This is a genomic window from Streptomyces sp. NPDC057900 (assembly GCF_042887885.1).
In the GTDB taxonomy this organism is placed as follows: Bacteria; Actinomycetota; Actinomycetes; order Streptomycetales; family Streptomycetaceae; genus Streptomyces.
On record NZ_JBHVOI010000008.1, the window covers coordinates 252,931 to 273,092 of the forward strand.

Consider the following 20,162-nt stretch of genomic DNA (forward strand, 5'->3'; position numbering starts at 1 on the left):
AGCCCGGAAGGCCCCTTACGGCACCCCCGGGCGCGCGGCCCTCGTAGCCGTTCGCTACGTTTGCACCGTGGACAAGAAGAACGCTATGCGCGCCGGCGCGGTTGCCGCCGGGACGACGCTGATGATGCTGCTCATGACGTCCCCCGCGCTCGCGCTCACCCGCGACGACGGCGACGACCCGGGTCCCGGCCTGAGCGTGATCGACACGATCGGCCTGTTCGTCGTGGCTCCCCTGGTGCTGTTCGGGGTCATCGCCGGGCTGGTCATGGTCCTCGACAAGTCCAAGAAGCAGCAGGCCTGACACCCGGCCGCGCGGCACGCAGGGCCCGCGCGGCACCCATAACGTCCCAGGGCGTCCCGACGCGCGCGAGCGCGCCGGGACGCCCTGTCGTGCGTCAGTGAGCCGCCCACTCCCTCATCGTTAAGCTCAGCTTCAGCAAATCATCGGAAGTATTCGATGGACCTGAACGCTCGGCCGATGTGACGGTGGCTCCGTGACCGACGTCAAAGAGGTTCCCCCGAAAGCGGTACGAGCGGCGGCGGCCCGGCGGACCTCGGGGACGGGCCTCCTGCTCGCCCTCGTCGCGACGGTCGTCTGGTCCGGCAGCTTCGTCGCCGCGCGCGCCCTGCACGACACCGTCCCGCCCGTCCAGGCCGCCTTCTGGCGCTGGATCGTCGCCGTCGTGGCGGTCGCGCCCCTCGCGGCGCGGGAGGCCTGGCGGCAACGCACCCTGATCCGCCGCCACCTGGGCTTCGTCACCCTCGCCGCACTGCTCGGGATCACCGTCTACAACACCCTGGTCAACCAGGCGGGCCTGTCCACCTCGGCCGGCCAGATGGGCATGATCATGGCCGCCTCACCGGTGGTCATGGCGGTGTACGAACGCCTCGGCGGCCGGCGGCTCGGCCGGCGCCGCATCGCCGGAATGGCCATCGCCTGCGCGGGAGTTCTGCTGCTGACCGGCAACGGCTCCCTCTCCCCGCACTTCGCCCCCGGTGACCTGTGGATGTTCGCCGCCATGCTCAGCTTCGCCTCCTACAGCGCGCTGCTGCGCCGCCGCCCCCCGGAGATCGGCCAACCGGCCTTCCTCCTCGCCACCTTCGTGCTGGGCGCGCTGATGCTGGCGCCCGCCTTCGCGGTCAGCGTCGCCGTCCAGGGCGGGTTCGAGCCGACGGTCGGCACCGTGGGACCACTGCTGTACGTCGGGGTGTTCTCCTCGGCCCTCGCGTTCTTCGCCTGGAACCGGGCCGTCGCGCTGATCGGCGCGACGCGTACCGGGATCGTCTACTACCTCCAGCCCGTCTGCGTGGCCGGGCTCTCCTTCGTCCTGCTGGGCGAGCCCACCGGGCCGGGCCGGCTCCTCTGCCTGGCCCTGATCCTCGGCGGAGTGGCGCTGGGGGCGGGCCGGGTCCGCGACCGGCCGGCGGCTAATGTGCGGACATGACCGAGTGGGACATCAAGAAGCTCCGGATCCTGCGGGTGCTGAGCGAGCGCGGGACCGTCACGGCGACGGCGGAGGCGCTGATGATGACCCCCTCCGCGGTGTCCCAGCAGCTCTCGAACCTCGGCAAGCAGCTCGGCGTGCAGCTGCTGGAGGCACAGGGCAGGCGGGTCAGGCTCACCGACGCCGCCCATCTCGTACTCCGCCACGCCGAAGTGGTGTTCGCCCAGCTGGAGCGCGCGGAGGCCGAGCTGACCGGCTACCTGCGGGGCGAGGCGGGAGAGGTGCGGGTCGGCGCGTTCTCCACCGCGGTGCCCGCTCTCGTCGTCCCCGCGGTCCAGCTGCTGGGCGCCGACGGCCGGCCCGGACCGGGGGTGCGGGTGCGGGAGGCGGAGGCCGCGGAGGCGTACGAGCTCCTCGCGGCCGGTGACGTCGACCTCGCGCTCTCGCTCGCCGCGCACGCCCCGACGGCGCGCGACACCCGCTTCGCCCTGCTGCCGCTGCTCGCGGACCCGCTCGACGTCGCCCTCCCCGTCGGGCACCGGCTGGCCGGAGCTCCGGGGCTCCGGCTGGCCGACCTCGCCGCTGAGCCGTGGATCTTCGGCGGCTCCGGTCCGTGGTCGGAGATCACCACCGCCGCGTGCGAGGCCGCCGGGTTCGTCCCCGAGCAGGCCCACAGCGCCTCCGGGTGGACCGCGATCCTGGCCATGGTGGAGGCGGGCATGGGTGTCGCGCTGATCCCCCGGATGGCGTCCGCGGAACGCCGCAAGGGCGTGGCGCTGCGGGTGCTCGGCGCCGACCTGCCCCGGCGCCATGTGGTGGCGGCGGTGCGGCAGGGCGCCGAGACCGGCCCCGCGGTGGCCCGGGTGCTGGCCGCGCTCAAGGAGGTCGGCGCCGCCCGCGAGGCATCGTTCAGCTGAGCTGAACGGAATGTGCGAAAACTTTCGATGGACCTGATCGATGAGTCTGTACGACAGTGGGCACATGACCTTCGACGCGAGCGAGACCCCCGCCCTGGACAACGACCCCCACGCCAATGACGCGGCCCCGTACGGCGGAGGCGACCCGTACGCCGACTACCGCACCACGGACCTCCCCTTCACCGAGCTGGTCGACCTCGCGGACCGGCGCCTCGGCGCGGGCGTGATCGCCGCCAACGACGAGTTCTTCGCCCAGCGCGAGAACCTCCTGCTCAGGGAGCGCGCGGTCTTCGACCCCGAGCACTTCGGCCACAAGGGCAAGATCATGGACGGCTGGGAGACCCGCCGCCGCCGGGGCGCGGACGCCGCCCACCCCTTCCCCGCCCCCGACGAACACGACTGGGCCCTGATCCGCCTGGGAGCCCCCGGCATCATCCGCGGGCTCGTCGTCGACACCGCCCACTTCCGCGGCAACTACCCGCAGCGCGTCTCGGTCCAGGCGACATCGGTACCGGGCTCGCCCAGCCCCGAAGCCCTCCTCGCGGACGACGTCAAATGGGACGAGATCGTCCCGCCGACCCCCGTACGCGGCCACGCCGCCAACGGCTTCGAGATCACTGGCGACCGCCGCTACACCCACATCCGCCTCTGCCAGCACCCCGACGGCGGCATCGCCCGGCTGCGGGTGCACGGCGAGGTCGTCCCCGACCCGTCCTGGCTCGCGGCGCTCGGCACCTTCGACCTGATCTCGGTCCTGAACGGCGGAAGCTACGAGGACGCCTCCGACCGCTTCTACTCCTCGCCGACCCAGATCATCCTGCCCGGCACCTCCCGCAAGATGGACGACGGCTGGGAGAACCGCCGCCGCCGGGTCCGCGACACCAACGACTGGGTGCGCTTCCGGCTGCCCGCCCAGGGCGCCGTCCGCGCGGTCGAGATCGACACCGCCTACCTCAAGGGGAACGCGGCCGGCTGGATCGCCCTCCAGGGCCGCAACGGCGAGACGGGCGAGTGGTTCGAGATCATCCCCCGCACCCGCCTCCAGCCCGACACCCTGCACCGCTTCCCGCTCCGCGCCCAGGCCGTGGTCACCCACGTCCGCCTGGACGCCTTCCCCGACGGCGGCGTGGCCCGGATGCGCCTGCACGGCTCGCTGACCGAGTCCGGCGCGGCGGCCCTGGCCGCCCGCTACGAGGAGTCGGGTGCCTGAGGACTGCCCGTAAAGACTCCCGCCCGGCGGACGGCTGCGCTTCAGCGCCTGCCCGCCGGGCGGTTTCCATGTGCCGTGAGGGTCAGGCGGTCGCCGCCGCCGCGTCCGCCGCACGGGCCTTCAGCGCCCGCTCCACACCGGAACGGGACTCCGACATCAGCCGGCGCAGGGCCGCGCCCGGCTCCGCGGCGGCCAGCCAGGCGTCCGTGGCGTCCAGGGTCTCCTGCGAGACCTGGAGCGCCGGGTACAGACCGATGGCGACCTGCTGGGCCATCTCGTGGCTGCGCGAGTCCCAGACGTCCTTCACCGCCGCGAAGAACCGCTCCGCGTACGGCGCCAGCAGCTCGTGCTGGTCGGTCTGGACGAACCCGCCGATGACCGCCTCCTGGAGGGAGTTCGGCAGCTTGTCGGACTCGACGACCGAGGCCCACGCCTCCGCCTTCGCCTCCTCGGAGGGACGCGCCGCACGCGCGGACGCCGCGTGGCGCTCGCCCGCCGCCGTCCGGTCGCGCTCGTACTCGGCGGCGATCTCGTCCTCGTCCAGCAGCCCCGTCGCGGCCAGCCGCTGCACGAACGCCCAGCGCAGCTCGGTGTCGACGGCCAGGCCCTCGATCACCTCCGTGCCGTCGAGCAGCGACTGGAGCAGATCGAGCTGCTGCGGGTTGCGGGCCGTGGCCGCGAAGGCACGCGCCCAGGCCAGCTGGTGGTCACTGCCCGGCTCCGCCGCGCGCAGGTGCGCGAGCGTCGCCTCCGTCCACTGCGTCAGCCCCGCCTCGCGCCACTGGGGCGCCGAGTACAGGTCCAGCGCCATCTTCACCTGGCGGTGCAGCGACTGGACGACGCCGATGTCCGACTCCTTGCCGACCCCGGACAGCACGAGCGACAGGTAGTCCCGGGTGGCCAGCTCGCCGTCCCGGGTCATGTCCCAGGCGGAGGCCCAGCACAGGGCGCGCGGCAGCGACTCGGTGAAGTCGCCCAGGTGCTCGGTGACGAACCGCAGCGACTCCTCGTCGAGCCGGACCTTCGCGTACGAGAGGTCGTCGTCGTTGAGCAGCACCACGGCCGGGCGCCTGGTGTCGGCCGGGAACGGCACGGCGGTGCGCTCGCCGTCGACGTCCAGCTCGATCCGGTCGGTGCGGACCAGCTTCCCGGACTCGTCGAGGTCGTAGCAGCCGATGGCGATCCGGTGCGGCCGCAGCGTCGGCTCGCCCTTCGCCCCGGCGGGCAGCGCGGGCGCCTCCTGGAGCACGGCGAACGAGGTGACGTTGCCGTCGGCGTCCGTCTCGATCTCCGGGCGCAGGATGTTGATGCCGGCCGTCTCCAGCCACGCCTTCGACCAGGTCTTCAGATCGCGGCCCGAGGTCTTCTCCAGCGCGCCCAGCAGGTCGGAGAGCCGGGTGTTCCCGAAGGCGTGCGCCTTGAAGTAGGCCTGCACACCCTTGAAGAACTCGTCCATGCCGACGTACGCCACCAGCTGCTTCAGGACCGAGGCGCCCTTGGCGTACGTGATGCCGTCGAAGTTGACCAGGACGTCGTCCAGGTCACGGATGTCGGCCATGATCGGGTGCGTCGAGGGCAGCTGGTCCTGCCGGTACGCCCAGGTCTTCATCGAGTTGGCGAACGTGGTCCAGGAGTGCGGCCACTGCGAGCCCTCGGCGTGCGACAGGCAGGCGATCGAGGTGTAGGTGGCGAACGACTCGTTGAGCCACAGGTCGTTCCACCACTCCATGGTCACGAGGTCGCCGAACCACATGTGGGCCAGCTCGTGCAGGATCGTCTCGGCCCGCGTCTCGTACGCCGCGTCCGTCACCTTGGAGCGGAACACGTACTGGTCGCGGATGGTGACCGCGCCCGCGTTCTCCATCGCGCCCGCGTTGAACTCCGGGACGAACAGCTGGTCGTACTTGGCGAAGGGGTACGCGTAGTCGAACTTCTCCTGGAACCAGTCGAAGCCCAGCCGGGTCACGTCGAAGATCGCGTCCGCGTCGAGGTACTCGGCGAGCGACGGGCGGCAGTAGATGCCGAGCGGGACGCTCTGCCCGTCCTTCTCGTAGCTGCTGTGCACCGAGTGGTACGGGCCGGCGATCAGCGCGGTGATGTACGTGGAGATGCGCGGCGTCGGCTCGAAGGACCAGACGTCGTCCGTGGGTTCCGGCGTCGGCGAGTTGGAGATCACGGTCCAGCCGGACGGAGCCTTCACGGTGAACCGGAAGGTCGCCTTCAGGTCGGGCTGCTCGAAGCTCGCGAAGACGCGGCGCGCGTCCGGCACCTCGAACTGGGTGTAGAGGTAGGCCTGCTGGTCGACCGGGTCGACGAACCGGTGCAGCCCCTCGCCGGTGTTCGTGTACGAGCAGTCGGCGACGACCTTCAGCTCGTTGGAGCCCGCCGCCAGATGCGCCAGGGTGATGCGCGAATCGCGGAACACGGCCGCGACGTCCAGGGGCTTGCCGTTCAGCTCGACCTCGTGGACGGCCGGGGCGACCAGGTCGATGAAGGTCTGCGCCCCCGCCTCCGCCGAGTCGAAGCGCACGGTGGTGACGGACCGGTAGGTCCCACCCTCCTGCGCCCCGGAGAGGTCGAGATCGATCTCGTACGCGTCCACGGTCAGCAGGCGCGCCCGCTCCTGTGCCTCTTCGCGGGTCAGATTCGTGCCAGGCACGCGGTCATCTCCTTGATGTGTGATGTTTCCGGTCATCCTTCCACGTGACCCGCGCCCAAGGCGATGTCCGTTTTCCGCCGGACCGTACCCGGCCGCACGGGCCACTCTCTCGGTATGACCAGTTACGAGGCACGCGCGATCGAAGAGGCCGCGCTCAAGCAGCTCCGGGAGACCGACGACGCGGGACGCTCCCGCGTCCCGTACACCGCCACGGACGCGGGCAGCCCGCTGCGCTGCTGTCTGCGCGGCAACGAGGTGGGGGAGCGCATCGCCCTCGTCTCCTACGCCCCGCTGCGCCGCTGGGCGGCCGCGGCCTGGGCGAAGCCGGGGGCGTACGACGAGCAGGGCCCCGTCTTCATCCACGCCGAGGAGTGCGAGGGCCCGGCGCCCGGCCGCACCGGCTATCCGTTCTCACGGGCGGGCGCGCTGCGCACGGTGCGGCGCTACGACGGGGACGGGCACATCGTGGGCGGCCGGCTGCTCCAGATCCCGGCGGACGAGGAGCGGGGCTTCGACGAGGCCTTCGCGGAGGCGTTCGCGGACCCGGAGGTGGCGCTGGTGCACGTGCGGGCCGTGGAGTACGGCTGCTGGCACTTCGAGGTGAGGCGCCCGGCTTCGAGCCCCTTCGGCGACTGAGGAGCGGGGGTCCGGAGGCAGCGCCCCCGAACCCCCGCGGCGGGGCCGGACGCGGTCAGCCCGCCAGCTCCGCCGCGACCAGCTCCGCGATCTGGACCGCGTTCAGCGCCGCGCCCTTGCGCAGGTTGTCGTTGGAGACGAAGAGCGCGAGGCCGTGCTCCACGGTCTCGTCGGTCCGGATGCGCCCGACGAAGGACGCGTCCTGCCCGGCGGCCTGAAGGGGGGTGGGGATCTCCGAGACCTCGACGCCCGGGGCGGCCGCGAGCAGCTCGTACGCGCGCTCCACGCCGATCGGACGCGCGAACCGGGCGTTGACCTGGAGCGAGTGGCCCGAGAAGACCGGGACCCGGACACAGGTGCCGGACACCTTGAGCTCGGGGATCTCCAGGATCTTGCGGGACTCGTTGCGGAGCTTCTGCTCCTCGTCCGTCTCGAAGGAGCCGTCGTCGACGATCGCGCCGGCCAGCGGCAGCACGTTGAAGGCGATCGGACGCTTGTAGATGGCCGGCTCCGGGAAGTCGACGGCGCCGCCGTCGTGGGTGAGCTTCTCGGCCTCCGCGACGACCTTGGAGACCTGGCCGTGCAGCTCGGCCACACCGGCCAGACCGGAGCCGGACACCGCCTGGTACGTGGCGACGGTCAGCGCTTCGAGACCGGCCTCGTCGTGCAGCGGGCGCAGCACCGGCATGGCGGCCATCGTGGTGCAGTTCGGGTTGGCGATGATGCCCTTGGGGCGGTCCGCGACGGCGTGCGGGTTGACCTCGGAGACGACCAGCGGGACCTGGGGGTCCTTGCGCCAGGCGGAGGAGTTGTCGATCACGACGGCACCCTGGGCGGCCACCTTCTCGGCGAGCGCCTTGGAGGTCGCGCCGCCGGCGGAGAACAGCACGATGTCCAGGCCGGTGTAGTCGGCGGTGGAGGCGTCCTCGACGGTGATGTTCCGGCCCTGCCACTCGATCGTGGAGCCCGCGGAGCGCGCGGAGGCGAACAGCCGCAGCTCGTCGGCCGGGAACTTCCGCTCGGCCAGGATCCTGCGCATGACTGTGCCGACCTGACCGGTGGCGCCGACGATTCCGACCTTCACAGGAACTCCTTCAAGCGTACGAACGGCAGGGTTGCCGCTCCATGATGCGTATGTCCACGGCTTCCTTGTCCAATCCATTGTCCGGGGAGCGGACAGGGTGCGCACAGCACGGTGGGGCGGGCGCCCGTTGAGCGCCCGCCCCACCGTCGTACGGATCACATGTGGTTACGGCGTGACCTTCTCGATCACGACGCTGCCGGTGCCCGCCGCGGTGCCCCGGGCGTTCACCAGCTGGACCTCACCGAAGAACTGCCGGCCCTCGGGGGCCGCTCCGGCGACCGCGACCTCGGCGCTGACCTGCGCCGACGCGCCGGCGGCCAGGTTGACGGCCTTCGACTCGTCGACGGACAGGGTGCCGAGCGACGGCGAGTAGTACACGTCGCGGTAGTCGTACTCGGTGGTGCCGGCCGGGACGTCGTAGCCGTCGACGACGACCGTGTACGTGCCGGCGGCCGGCTTCACCAGGCTGACCGACTCCTCCGAGCCGGCCGTGGTGGAGGCGCCCACCTGGGCCGAGCCCCGGTAGACGTACAGGTCGAGGTCGGCGTTGGCGTCCGCGGTGTTCCCGATGGCGATGTCGAGCTTCTCGACACCTTCACCGATGGCGACCGTGGTGGTCCGCTCGTCGCCCGTGGAGATCGACGGGCGGTCGACCTTGGCCGAGCCCAGCGAGCCGCCCTTGAGCTTGCCCTCCAGGGCGCCCGCGTTGTTGGTGACCGTCCAGTCCACCTTGGCCGGGGTGCCGATCTTCGCCTCGGGGATGGTCTGCACCGCCGGGTCGAAGGAGGCGCCGAGCAGCGAGACGTCCAGCTTGTACGGGTTGTCCAGCAGCGGCGAGGTACGACGCGCCTCGACCTCGATCTCCCAGACGCCGGCCTGCGGGTCCGGGTACGAGCGCACGTCGGGGCGGCAGGTGTTGGCCGGGTTCTCGTAGTTCGGGTAGCAGAACGGCGTCCCGCTGTCCTCCACCGCGACCCCGTACGGGTGGATGGAGATGAAGCGGGTCTGGCTGCCCGAGCGCAGGGCGCTCATCGCGACCTCAAGGGTCTTGGCGCCCTCCGGCACGGTCACGAAGTACGACGTGGTGCCGTTGCGCTGCACCGAGCCGGACGCCTTGTACGCGTAGCCCGGCTTCGTCAGCTTCTTGGAGACGACGACGGTGGCCAGGATCTGCTGGTCGACGCCGGAGGTCTTCGCGTCGTCGACCTGGAGGATCGCGCTGTGCACGCCCGCGCTGCCCGGCTTCGCCTGGACCTTGACCGTCACCGGCTTGCCGAGCGGCAGCGAGACCTTCTTGGAGCCGACCAGCGAGAAGGTGCCGTCGTTGTACTTCCAGGACAGCTTGTGCTCGACCTTCTTGTCCGGGCCCGTGGTGCGGGTGACCGTGACGTCGTACGACTTCGTCTGACCGGCCTTGAGGCCGCCCTCGCGGTCGTACAGGCCGGTGCCGAAGCCCGGGTCCTTCAGCGCGAAGTCGATCGCGGTGTCGACCGGGGCCCTGACCGCGTACTCGTGCGCCGGGGCGCCCTGCTTCTTGATCTGCTTCCAGGCGTCGATGATGTTGATCAGACCGGCACCCTGGGCGTGCGCGGGCACTCCCTTGATCTCGGTGGCGGTGCTGGTCAGCGCGGTGCGCAGATCGGCCGGGGGCAGCTCGATGTGCTTCTGCTTCGCGGCGGACAGCAGCAGCGCGGTGGCGCCGGCGGCCTGCGGCGACGCCATCGAGGTGCCCTGGAGCATGGAGTAACCGGCCGGGAGGGAGTAGCCCGCCTCGGCGACCGGGGATCCGGGCAGCCAGGTCTGCGTCGAGTTGATCGAAGCGCCGGGCGCCGTCAGCGTCGGCGTGAAGCCGCCGTCCTCACGCGGGCCGCGCGAGGAGAACGGCAGCATGTCGTACTTCTTGGTGACGCCCGAGCCGTAGTTGGCGGCCCAGGTCTCCTTGGAGATCGACGCGCCGACCGAGATGACGTGGTCGGCCAGGCCGGGGTCACCGATGGTGTTGACGCCCGGACCGTCGTTGCCGGCCGAGATGACCAGCTGGACGCCGTAGATGTCGACGAGCCGCTTGTACAGCTCGGCGCGGGCGTTGTTGCCGTCGTTCAGCGGCGGCAGGCCGCCGATCGACATGTTGACGACATCGACACCGCGGTTCACGACGAGGTCGATCATGCCCTCGGTGAGCGCGATGTTGGTGCAGCCGCCGGACCAGGTGCAGGCGCGCGAGGAGACGATCTTCGCGCCGGGCGCGGCACCGTTCATCTTGCCGCCGAACAGGCCGTTCGCGGCGGTGATGCCCGCGACGTGCGTGCCGTGCTCCGACTCGATGACCCCGATGGAGACGTAGTCGGAGGTGTCACCGGCCGCGTTGTAGACGACGCCCTTGCGGTTCTCCACGACGAACGGGATGCGCTCGACGACATCGGTGCGCGGGTTGTCCTTGCCGAAGTAGGAGACCTGGTGCTTCTCCTTGTACGGCTTCATGACGGTGTCGTCGCGGAAGTCCGCGTTGTTGTTCAGGTCCACCCGGGTGGTGCCGGTGACCGGGTCGTACAGGACGGCCCACACGTCGGTGGTGTCGCCGTCGCGGTTCAGGTCGCCCGCCATGTCGCCGCCCTTGGTGGCGGCCTCCGCGAACAGGCTGATCCGGTACTTGCCCTTGGGCGCGGAGTAGGTGCGGCCCTTGTAGGTGAAGGTCGGGCCGGACACGGCGTCCGTCATCCGCAGCCAGGTGCCGTCGCCGTCACTGACCGGGTCGGTGGCCGTCACCCAGTCGGTGATCTTGCGCTCGCCGGTGCTGGTCTTCTGGAGCGCGGGGTGACCGAGGTCGACGCCCGCGTCCAGCACACCGATGGTGATGCCGCGGCCGTCGGCCTTCGGGTTCTGCTTGACGAAGTCGACCGCACCCGTCTCGAACGAGGGGTTGTACGGGTTCTTCGCCGGGGTCTTCTTGTTCGGCGCCGCGTAGCTGCCCGTCGACTTCGCCTTGGCCTTGCTGCCGGTCGCCCGGTCGGCCGCGGGGGTCGGGTCGTCCAGCATGATCTCCTGCTTGAGATCGATGCCGTGGACGGAGGTCAGCTTGGAGGCCGCCTTGATGGTGGCCTCGGCGCTCGCGGTCGGCACGGTCGCCCGTACGTAGCCGAGCTTGTCGTAGGCACGCCCCAGCACGGAGCCCTTGACGGCGCCCAGCTGTTTGCTGACCTGCTCGGTCGCACCGGGTGCGGTGGCGACCATCATCGTGATGTTCTTCTCGCCCTTGGCCCGCGCCTTGGCGAGCACATCGGCGTCGGCCGTGCCGAGCTTGTCCGCGGAGGCGTCGCCGGTGGCGGCCTTGACGGGGGTGGTGGCCGGGTCGTCGGCGGCGAAGACGGGGGCGACGCCGGTGGCGGCCAGTGCGGCCACCAGACCGGCGGCGGCCGCGACTCGGGCCACGCGTCTCGCTCCGGGTATGTAACCGGGGGATTCGGAGGTCATCAGCATCCCTGTATGTGAAAGAGAGAGTCCGGAAATCGGTACCGGATGACCGCTCACCCTTTCGTAAATGACAGGGGTTTGTGGAGACTTGGGGTGGGCGAGTTGTGTACATGGCGGAATCCCGCCACTGGTGCCGAAGCGTCAGGTGGGACGAAAAGGTGGATACGTGGCCACCGGGGGGCCGATTGACGGCTGTGGGGCGGCCGTTGGGAGATTGCTGGGCGGATCACCGGGGAAGGATCACCACATAGGCGGCCGGTTCCCGCGCGACCGCCGCCATCAGTGCTGTCCGCACCACGACCGCCTGCTGTTCCGGGGCCTCGCGCAGCTTCCGGGGCGAGAGGTGGACGACGGTGACCCCCAGCCGCTCCAGGTGCTCGCGCCGGGCGGCGTACGCGGACCACTCCGCCTCGTGCTCCTCCTGCCGGCGTGCGTCGTCCAGTCGGCCGTAGCGGGGGGCTCTGGTGTCCAGTTCGAGGGCGACCGCCTCCTCGGGCCAGTAGGCGTCGACCCCGCCCAGATGCGGACCGCCGGGCAGCCGCAGGTCCACGTTCCACAGGGGCTCCGGCAGCCCGTACCCGCGCACCAGGCCGTACAGCCGGTCCTCCGCCAGCGCCCGGCCCTCCGCGAGCAGTGAGTCCACCGCGTTCACCACCTGGGGCCGGCCGAGGACCTTGGCCCGGTTCAGCTCACCGACGACGACGGCCGGTTCGCAGTGACCGTCGCGGACCGCCTCCGTGAGCAGCCGGCGCACCACGAAGGCGTCGCCGATCCCGGCGACGGCGTCGGCCAGCGCACGGGCCACCGGCGCCACCGGCAGCCCCTCCAGCACCTCGGGGTCCGGCAGTTCCGGGGTCCGCACGAGATGCGCGTACCGCACGGAGCGCAGCCGGCGGGCCCGGGGCACCAGCACGTCGATCCGGTCCAGCGAGACGGCCGGCGGCGCGGCCGTGAACCCGTGCAGCGACAGCGCGGCGAGCCCGGTGACCACCGCCTCGCCGTACGCGGGGTCGGTGCCACCGGTCCGCGCCGGCGCGGACCGCCGGCCGGATACCGGCGGGCGTCCGGCGTGCAGCAGGGCGGACCGCAGCCGCTCCCGGCCGCTGAGCGGCCCCGGGTGCAGCACATAGACACCGGGCAGCGGCTGCTGCCACGGACCACCGGTCCGGCACAGTCCGGCGGCCTGCGCGGCGGAGATGCCCCGGGCCTTCAACTGGGCCGCGGACAGTACGCGTTGCCGGACATCGGAGGTGGTGCGGAGGTGGCAGGGGGAGGGCGGGGTGTTCTGGGTCATGCTCCGGGGTATCCCGCGCGCCGCCGGGGCCGTAACCCCTGTTACAGGTCCGTCGACATTCCAGGACAACGCCGTCCTAAAGTACGGACGTTCGACAGCCGAAAAGGCCCGTCCCGCCTGGGATTGCGGCCCCTCCAGGGGGAGCGCACCACCGCCGCCGAGCGCCCGGCGCGCACGCCGCGTCCAGCCCGCACCCGGCGAACCCGCGGCCGACGGATTATGAGTCCGCTGCTCTCAATTGGCCCGCACCCGGCGGAACCCGGCCCGTCCGGATTTGAGGACGGAACCCTCGCCGAGGTGCCGGGCACCTGGGCGAGGCCGTCACGCCGGACGGGCCGGACATCGCACCCCTCAGGCGGCTCCGCCGTCACACGCCTGCGCGCGCAGCCCCCGGTCGAGGTCGTCGCGGGCCTCCAGCACCAGCCGCCGCAGCGCGGGCGCCGCGTCCGCGTGCGCGGAGAGCCACGCGTCCGCCGCCGCCAGCGTGGAGGCGTCGCCCTGGAGCGCCGGGAACAGGCCCTTCACCACGGCCATCCCGATCTGGATCGACCGCTCGGCCCACACCCGTTCGATGACCTCGAAGTACCTGCTCGCGTACGGCGCCAGCAACTCCCGCTGCGAGGACTGCGCGAAGCCCAGGATCGTCGCCTCGACCAGCGCGTTGGACAGCGCGTCCGACTCCACGACGCCCGCCCAGGCCTGTGCCTTGACGGCGGCCGAAGGGCGCGAGGCCAGGCAGCGCACCTGGTGGCGCTTGCCGGACGCGGTGTCGTCGCGGGCCAGCTCGGCGCCGATCACCGACTCGTCGGCCAGCCCGTGCGAGGCCAGCGGGGACAGGAACGCCCACCGCAGCTCCTGGTCGACGTCGAGCCCGTCGATCCGGGCGGTGCCGTCGAGCAGCCCCGACAGCAGCTGGAAGTCCGGGCCGGAGGCGGCGACCGCCGCGAAGAACCGGGCCCAGGCCAGCTGGTGCTCGCTGCCCGGCGCCGCGAGCCGCAGCTCGCGCAGCGCGCCCTCGGCCAGCGCCCGGCCGCCCTCCTCGCGCCAGTCCGGCGCCGCGTAGTGCACCAGCGCGGTCCGGGTCCAGGCGTGCAGCATCTGCAGCACACCGATGTCCGTCTCCCGGCCGGAGAAGTCCAGCACCAGGGAGAGGAAGTCGCGGGCCGGCATCAGGCCGTCCCGGGTCATGTTCCACAGCGCGGACCAGCACAGCGCCCGTGCGAGCGGGTCCGTGATGTCACCGAGGTGCGAGCGCAGCGTGGTCAGCGACACCTCGTCGAAGCGGACCTTGCAGTACGTCAGGTCGTCGTCGTTGACCAGGATCAGCTCGGGCCGCTCGGCCCCGGCCAGCTCCGCGATCACCGTGCGCGGCCCCGCCACGTCCGCCTCGGCCCGTGCGTAGCGCACCAGGCCGCCCTCGGTGTCGCGCCGGTACAGGCCGACCGCGACCCGGTGCGGGCGCAGCTCCGGGTGCGATTCGGCCGCCTCCTGGAGGACCGCGAGTTCGGTGATCCGGTCCGAGGCGTCGTACGTCACCAGCGGGGTCAGCGAGTTGACGCCCGCCGTCTGGAGCCAGGAGCGCGACCAGCCGGTCATGTCCCGGCCCGACGTCTCGGCCAGCACAGACAGCAGGTCGCCCAGCTGGGTGTTGCCGTAGGCGTGCTTCTTGAAGTAGCGCCGGGCGCCCTCCAGGAACGCGTCCCGCCCCACGTACGCCACCAGCTGCTTGAGGACCGAGGCGCCCTTGGCGTAGGTGATGCCGTCGAAGTTGAGCTTGGCGTCCTCCAGGTCACGGATGTCGGCCGTGATCGGGTGGGTGGACGGCAGCTGGTCGGCGCGGTAGGCCCAGGACTTGCGGTTGTTGGCGAAGGTGATCCAGCCGTCCTCGAACCGGGTCGACTCCACCATCGCGAAGACGCCCATGAAGTCGGCGAACGACTCCTTGAGCCACAGGTCGTCCCACCACTGCATGGTGACGAGGTCGCCGAACCACATGTGCGCCATCTCGTGCAGGATGACGTTGGCCCGGCCCTCGTACGCCGCCTTCGTCACCTTCCCGCGGAAGATGTACTCCTCGCGGAACGTGACACAGCCCGGGTTCTCCATCGCGCCGAGGTTGTACTCGGGCACGAACGCCTGGTCGTACTTCCCGAACGGGTACGGGTAGTCGAAGTTGTCGTGGAAGAAGTCCAGGCCCTGCTTGGTGATCAGGAAGACGTCGTCGGCGTCGAAGTGCTTGGCGAGCCCCTTGCGGCACAGCGCGCCGAGCGGGATCTCCAGCTCCGTGCCGTCCTCGAAGGTCCGGCTGTAGGAGTCGGTCACGTAGTGGTACGGACCGGCCACGACCGCCGTGATGTACGTCGAGATCGGCTCGGTCTCCGCGAAGGTCCACACCCCGCCCTCGCGGGACTCCTCCGCGCCGTTGCTCCAGACCGTCCACGCCTCCGGGGCCGTCACCCGGAAGCGGTAGGGGGCCTTCAGATCGGGCTGCTCGAAGTTGGTGAAGACGCGGCGCGCGTCCGCCGGCTCGTACTGCGTGTAGAGGTAGACCTCGCCGTCCTCCGGATCGACGAAGCGGTGCATGCCCTCACCGGTGCGGCTGTACGCGCACTGCGCGTCCACCACCAGGACGTGCTCGCCCTCCGCCAGATCCGCCAGCGCCACCCGCGTCCCGTCGAAGACGGCCGCCGGGTCCAGCGCGGTGCCGTCCAGCGTCACCGAGGTCACGGACGGCGCGATCAGGTCCGCGAAGGTCGACGCACCGCCGCGCGCCGCGCGGAACCGGATCGTGGTCACCGAGCGGAACGTCCGCGGACCGGACTCCGGGCCGCCGTCCCCGTCGGGCTCACCGAGGGCGGACCGGACGTCGAGCTCGACGTCGTAACCGTCGACGGTCAGCAGCTCGGCCCGCTCGCGGGCCTCGTCGCGGGACAGGTTTTCACCGGGCACGGGCACACTCCTTTGTGTCACGTTCGAATACTTTGATCCTCCCATGCCGGTTCCCGGCCGGGCATGCGGGAATGGCCGGAGCGTCCCTCGGTGTTCTCGCGCACAGATGGAGATCGGTCCGCCTGAGGAGAGACATGTCTGAGAACAGCACGGCAACCCGCAAGATCCCCGCCGATTTCTGGTTCGACCCGCTCTGCCCCTGGGCCTGGATGACCTCCCGCTGGATGCTTGAGGTGGAGAAGGTCCGCGACGTCGAGGTCCGCTGGCACGTGATGAGCCTGGCCGTACTCAACGAGCCCCGGCTGGACGAGCTGCCCGAGGAGTACCGCGACCTCCTGGAGAACAAGGCCTGGGGCCCGGTCCGGGTGGTGATCGCCGCCCAGCAGAAGCACGGCGACGACATCGTCGGCCCGCTCTACACCGCGCTCGGCACCCGCTTCCACAACCAGGGCGAGGGCCCCACCCGCGAGGCGATCGTGGGAGCGCTCGAAGACGTCGGCCTGCCGGCCGAGCTCGTCGAGTACGCCGACTCCGACGCGTACGACACCGAGCTGCGCGCCTCCCACCAGGAGGGCATCGACAAGGTCGGCCAGGACGTCGGCACCCCCGTCATCGCCGTGCCCGGCGCGGACGGCGAGCAGATCGCCTTCTTCGGCCCGGTCGTCACCCCCGCCCCCAAGGGCGAGGACGCGGCGAAGCTGTGGGACGGCACGCTGCTCGTCGCGTCGATCCCCGGCTTCTACGAGATCAAGCGGACCCGGACCGCCGGGCCCGACTTCTCCTGACCCGCGAGGGTGCGGGCCCCGTGCGCCACGGGGCCCGCACCCTGATCCAGCGAGTCCGGCGAGATGCCACCGAGTGAGACGGAGACCCGGATGAAGGTACGGCCCGCACACCCCTCCGAGGCCGCCGAGCTGACCGAACTCGCCCTGCGCTCCAAGGCGTACTGGGGTTACGACGCGGAGTTCCTCGCCGCCTGCCGGGCCGAACTCACCATGGAACCCGACGGCATCGGCCCCCGCCGGACCGCGGTCGCGGAGGAGGACGGCCGGGTCCTCGGCTTCACCACCCTGGAAGGGGCGCCGCCCGCCGGAGTGCTCGGCATGATGTTCGCCGAGCCGGACGCGGTCGGACGCGGAGTGGGCCGGCTGCTCTTCGGGCACGTCGTCACGGAGGCCCGCAGGCTCGGCTTCGCCCGCTTCACGATCGACGCGGACCCGAACGCCGAGCCGTTCTACCGGGCCATGGGCGCGGTCCGCATCGGCGCGACCCCCTCCGGATCGATCCCGGGCCGCGAGCTGCCGCTGCTGGAGTTCACCCTCACGTCACCCTGACCCCGGGGGCGCCGTCCGGCCCGCCGCCGCGCTGCTCGTCCACGTCGAAGTCGCCCAGGTGCACGGGCGGCCGGGAGAGCGCGGCGCCGGTCAGCACCGGGGGGAGCAGCCCGCCCATCCCCGTCGGATGGACGGTCTCCGAAGTGGTGCTGAGCTCGTCCACGGTCCACCAGTGATGGCCGTACGAGCCCTCGTCGGTCGCCACCCGCATCGCCGACACCTCGGCGGCCGTGACCCGGACCGGGCGGTACTCCTCGTACTGGTCGTAGTGCCGGCCGTCCACCCCGAACAGGATCCGCCGGGTCCAGACGACCGGGCCCAGCCGGGCGCCGGCCGGCTCCAGCGCGGTCTCCTCGTGGATCTCACGCAGCGCCGCCGCCACGTAGTCCTCACCGGCCTCCACCCCGCCGCCGACCGTGAACCACCAACGCGCCCCCGCGCGGCGCGGATCGCGGCCGCACAGCAACAGCAGCCGGTCGCGCTCGTCGGTCAGCAGGAGCCGGGACGTGCGCCGCTTGCGTATCGCCATGGGCCGGGACACTACCCAGGCGGCGAACTGTCGTCCTCCACGCCGTCGGTCGCCGGTCCTACGGGGTGACCAGGCTGTGGACGGTGACCACGTCGCCCACGCCGACCACGCCCTCGCAGACCACCGCGTTCTTCACGCCGAAGCTGACCCGGTTCCCGTACTGGGCCTCGCGCCGGTACGTCGCCAGGGTCCGGACCGGTTCCGGGCCCTTGCGCAGGCCGGTGGTCTGGTCGACGAGCGGGACGCTGCACCGCGTCGCCCGTACCGAGTGGGCGAGTTCGACGGAGCCCAGGGTCATCCGGCGCACCCGGTCCTCGAAGTGCGGTTCGTCCTTGCCGGTCAGGACGATGTTGGGGCGGAACCGGTCCATCGGCACGGCGTCCGCGTCGCCCCGTGCGGCGATCCGGGCGTTCAGGTCGTCCAACGAGGCGGTCGAGGTGACCAGGACCGCGTGCGCATCCGCGAAGTTGAGCTTGCCGGGCGTTTCGCCCCAGCCGTCCCGGTCGAAGCCGGGGGCCGCCCGGACCAGGCGCGACTTGGCTCCCAGTACCTCGGAGAACCAGTCCGCGACCGTGTCGCCCTGGTCGACGGCCGCGCCGAGGGGGTGGTCGAACATGCTGACGTCGCGGCGCGGGCCGTCCACGTCGACCTCCAGCAGCAGGGGTTCGACGCCTGCGGCGGAGAGCGCGAGCGCCGCCCCCGACCGCAGGACGGTGACCTTGATGGCGGCCATCGCCGGGTGCGTGCGCTGGCTGCGGAAGGCGCCCTCCTCCGCGTCCACCACCATGAAGGTCCGGTCGTGTTCGAGGCCCGTCCCGACGACCCGCACGGAGTCGGTGGCGGTCCCCGCGCAGCCCTTGACCGGGTAGTGCACCAGCTCTCGCACGGTGATCGTCATGACGTCCTCTCCAGGGAAACGCTGAGGCCACCATCATTCCATTCACCTTCCATGATGTAAGTTCCTTTTGGGAACTTAAGTGGTGTCGAGAGAGGAACACGTCATGACGCAGGCGCGGTGGGCAGAGGTCGACGACTACTTCAACGCTCTGCTGCTGGGCCCGGACGAGGCGCTGGACGCCGCCGTCGAGGCCAGCGAGGAGGCCGGGCTGCCGGCGATCCAGGTCGCGGCCAACCAGGGCAAGCTGCTGAACCTGCTGGCCCGGCTCCAGGGGGCGCGCACGGTGCTGGAGATCGGCACCCTGGGCGGGTACAGCACCATCTGGCTGGCGCGCGCGCTCCCCGAGGGCGGCCGCGTCGTCACGCTCGAAGCCGATCCGGCGTGCGCGGAGGTGGCGCGCCGGAACATCGAGCGCGCCGGTCTGGCGGATGTCGTGGAGGTCCGGGTGGGCCCGGCCCTCGACACGCTGCCGCTCCTCGCGGAGCAGGGGTACGGGCCGTTCGACGTCGTGTTCATCGACGCCGACAAGCCGAGCAACCCCGACTACCTGGCCTGGTCGCTGAGGCTGACCCGGCCCGGCAGCCTGATCGTCGCCGACAACGTCGTGCGCGACGGAGAGGTGGCCGACGCCGGGAGCGAGGACCCGAAGGTGCGGGGCGTGCGCCGGTTCACCGAACTCGTCGCGGCCGAGCCGACGCTGACCGCGACCGCGCTCCAGACCGTCGGCACCAAGGGGTACGACGGGCTGCTGATGGCCCTGGTCACCGAGTAGCCGCCGGCCGCGCCCGCGCGGACATGGAAGGGCCCCCGCGAGTCATGTCCTCGCGGGGGCCCTTCGTTCATCCGCCTGCCGGGTGAAGGTTGAGAAGACGATCACGAGGCAGGACGTCGGGGGGTGCCGGGGTCAGGGGGCGAGCAGCAGGACGTCCGCGCGCTCCTTGGCGGCCGCGTACCGCTTCGCCACGTCCTGCCAGTTGACGACGCGCCACATCGCCTCGATGAAGTCGACCTTCTGGTTCTTGTACTGAAGGTAGAACGCGTGCTCCCAGGCGTCGAAGACGAGGACCGGGACCGAGCCCTGGCCCACGTTGCCCTGGTGGTCGTAGACCTGCTCGACGATCAGCTTGCCGCTGACCGGCTCGTACGCGAGGACGCCCCAGCCGGAGCCCTGCGTGGTGGCCGCGGCCTTCGTCAGCTGGGACTTGAAGCCCGCGAAGGAGCCGAAGGACTCGGTGATCGCGTCCGCGAGGCCGCCGACACCGTCCGCCGCGAGGGGCTCGCCGCCGCCGTCGCCGGTCATGTTGTGCCAGTAGATCGAGTGCAGGATGTGGCCCGAGAGGTGGAACGCGAGGTTCTTCTGGAGCCCGTTGATCGCTCCCCAGGCCTCCTTGTCGCGCGCCTCCTCCAGCTGCTCCAGGGTGTCGTTCGCGCCCTTCACGTACGCGGCGTGGTGCTTGTCGTGGTGGAGCTCGATGATCTGCGGATTGATGACCGGTTCGAGCGCCGCGTAGTCGTAAGGGAGTTCCGGGAGCGTGTACGTGGCCATGGTGCGAACCCTCCAGCTGCTGTCCTGTTGTTATTGCAACCTATATGCAAGAGCAGGCTAACAGCAGGAGTGACTGAGGGGGGATCAGCCCTTCGGCCAGTAGATCGAGTGCAGGATGTGGCCCGAGAGGTGGAACGCGAGGTTCTTCTGGAGCCCGTTGATCGCTCCCCAGGCCTCCTTGTCGCGCGCC

16 protein-coding genes are annotated in these 20,162 nt (G+C 71.3%); 8 read left to right on the forward strand and 8 right to left on the reverse strand.

Features of this window, described 5'->3' with window-relative positions; translation table 11 throughout:
- Positions 1-85 precede the first annotated feature (85 nt).
- The 4 genes from ACFVQ0_RS27305 to alc all read left to right on the forward strand — a co-directional run bounded on the left by ACFVQ0_RS27305 (position 86) and on the right by alc (position 3,572).
- Positions 86-301, forward strand: coding sequence for a hypothetical protein (locus ACFVQ0_RS27305; RefSeq protein WP_073738998.1), 216 nt, complete (start codon positions 86-88; stop codon positions 299-301).
- Between the two features lie 193 nt (positions 302-494).
- Positions 495-1,445 (forward strand): DMT family transporter, encoded by a 951-nt coding sequence (locus ACFVQ0_RS27310; RefSeq protein ID WP_390091836.1) that lies wholly within the window; start codon positions 495-497, stop codon positions 1,443-1,445.
- Positions 1,442-2,362, forward strand: a complete 921-nt coding sequence (locus ACFVQ0_RS27315) for a LysR substrate-binding domain-containing protein (RefSeq protein WP_390091837.1) — start codon at positions 1,442-1,444, stop codon at positions 2,360-2,362. The genes ACFVQ0_RS27310 and ACFVQ0_RS27315 overlap by 4 nt, the downstream gene beginning before the upstream one ends.
- Before the next feature lie 64 nt (positions 2,363-2,426).
- On the forward strand, positions 2,427-3,572 hold the full coding sequence (alc, locus tag ACFVQ0_RS27320; protein WP_390091838.1) for an allantoicase: 1,146 nt from the start codon (positions 2,427-2,429) through the stop codon (positions 3,570-3,572).
- An 82-nt stretch (positions 3,573-3,654) separates the two neighbouring features.
- On the opposite strand, the gene pepN (ACFVQ0_RS27325) is transcribed toward alc, so the two are convergent.
- Positions 3,655-6,231, reverse strand: a complete 2,577-nt coding sequence (pepN, locus tag ACFVQ0_RS27325; RefSeq protein ID WP_390091839.1) for an aminopeptidase N — start codon at positions 6,229-6,231, stop codon at positions 3,655-3,657.
- A 114-nt stretch (positions 6,232-6,345) separates the two neighbouring features.
- On the opposite strand from pepN (ACFVQ0_RS27325), the gene ACFVQ0_RS27330 reads away from it, so the two are divergent.
- Positions 6,346-6,867: a DUF1203 domain-containing protein gene (locus ACFVQ0_RS27330; RefSeq protein WP_390091840.1), complete on the forward strand. Its 522-nt coding sequence runs from the start codon at positions 6,346-6,348 to the stop codon at positions 6,865-6,867.
- A 55-nt stretch (positions 6,868-6,922) separates the two neighbouring features.
- On the opposite strand, the gene ACFVQ0_RS27335 is transcribed toward ACFVQ0_RS27330, so the two are convergent.
- From ACFVQ0_RS27335 to pepN (ACFVQ0_RS27350), 4 genes are all read right to left on the reverse strand, one after another.
- Positions 6,923-7,951 carry an aspartate-semialdehyde dehydrogenase gene (locus tag ACFVQ0_RS27335; protein ID WP_390091841.1) on the reverse strand — a complete coding sequence of 343 codons (1,029 nt, stop codon included), beginning with the start codon at positions 7,949-7,951 and terminating at the stop codon, positions 6,923-6,925.
- A gap of 165 nt (positions 7,952-8,116) precedes the next feature.
- Positions 8,117-11,428, reverse strand: coding sequence for a S8 family serine peptidase (locus tag ACFVQ0_RS27340; protein ID WP_390091842.1), 3,312 nt, complete (start codon positions 11,426-11,428; stop codon positions 8,117-8,119).
- A 220-nt stretch (positions 11,429-11,648) separates the two neighbouring features.
- Positions 11,649-12,716, reverse strand: coding sequence for a hypothetical protein (locus ACFVQ0_RS27345; RefSeq protein WP_390091843.1), 1,068 nt, complete (start codon positions 12,714-12,716; stop codon positions 11,649-11,651).
- 351 nt (positions 12,717-13,067) lie between these two features.
- Positions 13,068-15,665: an aminopeptidase N gene (gene pepN / locus ACFVQ0_RS27350; RefSeq protein ID WP_390091844.1), complete on the reverse strand. Its 2,598-nt coding sequence runs from the start codon at positions 15,663-15,665 to the stop codon at positions 13,068-13,070.
- 134 nt (positions 15,666-15,799) lie between these two features.
- On the opposite strand from pepN (ACFVQ0_RS27350), the gene ACFVQ0_RS27355 reads away from it, so the two are divergent.
- Together ACFVQ0_RS27355 and ACFVQ0_RS27360 are read left to right on the forward strand one after the other, a co-directional pair.
- Positions 15,800-16,450 (forward strand): DsbA family protein, encoded by a 651-nt coding sequence (locus ACFVQ0_RS27355; protein WP_390091845.1) that lies wholly within the window; start codon positions 15,800-15,802, stop codon positions 16,448-16,450.
- A gap of 90 nt (positions 16,451-16,540) precedes the next feature.
- Complete coding sequence (locus ACFVQ0_RS27360) at positions 16,541-16,999, forward strand: GNAT family N-acetyltransferase (protein WP_390091846.1); 459 nt, start codon at positions 16,541-16,543, stop codon at positions 16,997-16,999.
- Here ACFVQ0_RS27360 and ACFVQ0_RS27365 read toward each other — a convergent pair.
- A complete protein-coding gene (locus tag ACFVQ0_RS27365) occupies positions 16,986-17,528 on the reverse strand; it encodes an NUDIX hydrolase (RefSeq protein ID WP_390091847.1) in 543 nt (180 codons plus the stop codon). The genes ACFVQ0_RS27360 and ACFVQ0_RS27365 overlap by 14 nt on opposite strands.
- 58 nt (positions 17,529-17,586) lie before the next feature.
- A complete protein-coding gene (locus ACFVQ0_RS27370) occupies positions 17,587-18,426 on the reverse strand; it encodes an MOSC domain-containing protein (protein ID WP_390091848.1) in 840 nt (279 codons plus the stop codon).
- A 103-nt stretch (positions 18,427-18,529) separates the two neighbouring features.
- Between ACFVQ0_RS27370 and ACFVQ0_RS27375 the strand changes: the two genes are divergently transcribed.
- A complete protein-coding gene (locus ACFVQ0_RS27375; RefSeq protein ID WP_390091849.1) occupies positions 18,530-19,198 on the forward strand; it encodes an O-methyltransferase in 669 nt (222 codons plus the stop codon).
- Between the two features lie 132 nt (positions 19,199-19,330).
- Here ACFVQ0_RS27375 and ACFVQ0_RS27380 read toward each other — a convergent pair whose 3' ends face one another.
- Positions 19,331-19,972: a superoxide dismutase gene (locus tag ACFVQ0_RS27380; protein ID WP_073739012.1), complete on the reverse strand. Its 642-nt coding sequence runs from the start codon at positions 19,970-19,972 to the stop codon at positions 19,331-19,333.
- Positions 19,973-20,162 lie beyond the last annotated feature (190 nt).

Bases quoted from the DNA above. Each gene is read 5' to 3' on its own strand.
- ACFVQ0_RS27305 (WP_073738998.1), top strand. From the start codon at position 86: ATGCGCGCCGGCGCGGTTGCCGCCGGGACGACGCTGATGATGCTGCTC.
- ACFVQ0_RS27315 (WP_390091837.1), top strand. From the start codon at position 1,442: ATGACCGAGTGGGACATCAAGAAGCTCCGGATCCTGCGGGTGCTGAGC.
- alc (WP_390091838.1), top strand. From the start codon at position 2,427: ATGACCTTCGACGCGAGCGAGACCCCCGCCCTGGACAACGACCCCCAC.
- ACFVQ0_RS27330 (WP_390091840.1), top strand. From the start codon at position 6,346: ATGACCAGTTACGAGGCACGCGCGATCGAAGAGGCCGCGCTCAAGCAG.
- ACFVQ0_RS27340 (WP_390091842.1), bottom strand. From the start codon at position 11,428: ATGCTGATGACCTCCGAATCCCCCGGTTACATACCCGGAGCGAGACGC.
- ACFVQ0_RS27345 (WP_390091843.1), bottom strand. From the start codon at position 12,716: ATGACCCAGAACACCCCGCCCTCCCCCTGCCACCTCCGCACCACCTCC.
- ACFVQ0_RS27355 (WP_390091845.1), top strand. From the start codon at position 15,800: ATGTCTGAGAACAGCACGGCAACCCGCAAGATCCCCGCCGATTTCTGG.
- ACFVQ0_RS27360 (WP_390091846.1), top strand. From the start codon at position 16,541: ATGAAGGTACGGCCCGCACACCCCTCCGAGGCCGCCGAGCTGACCGAA.
- ACFVQ0_RS27365 (WP_390091847.1), bottom strand. From the start codon at position 17,528: ATGGCGATACGCAAGCGGCGCACGTCCCGGCTCCTGCTGACCGACGAG.
- ACFVQ0_RS27370 (WP_390091848.1), bottom strand. From the start codon at position 18,426: ATGACGATCACCGTGCGAGAGCTGGTGCACTACCCGGTCAAGGGCTGC.
- ACFVQ0_RS27375 (WP_390091849.1), top strand. From the start codon at position 18,530: ATGACGCAGGCGCGGTGGGCAGAGGTCGACGACTACTTCAACGCTCTG.
- ACFVQ0_RS27380 (WP_073739012.1), bottom strand. From the start codon at position 19,972: ATGGCCACGTACACGCTCCCGGAACTCCCTTACGACTACGCGGCGCTC.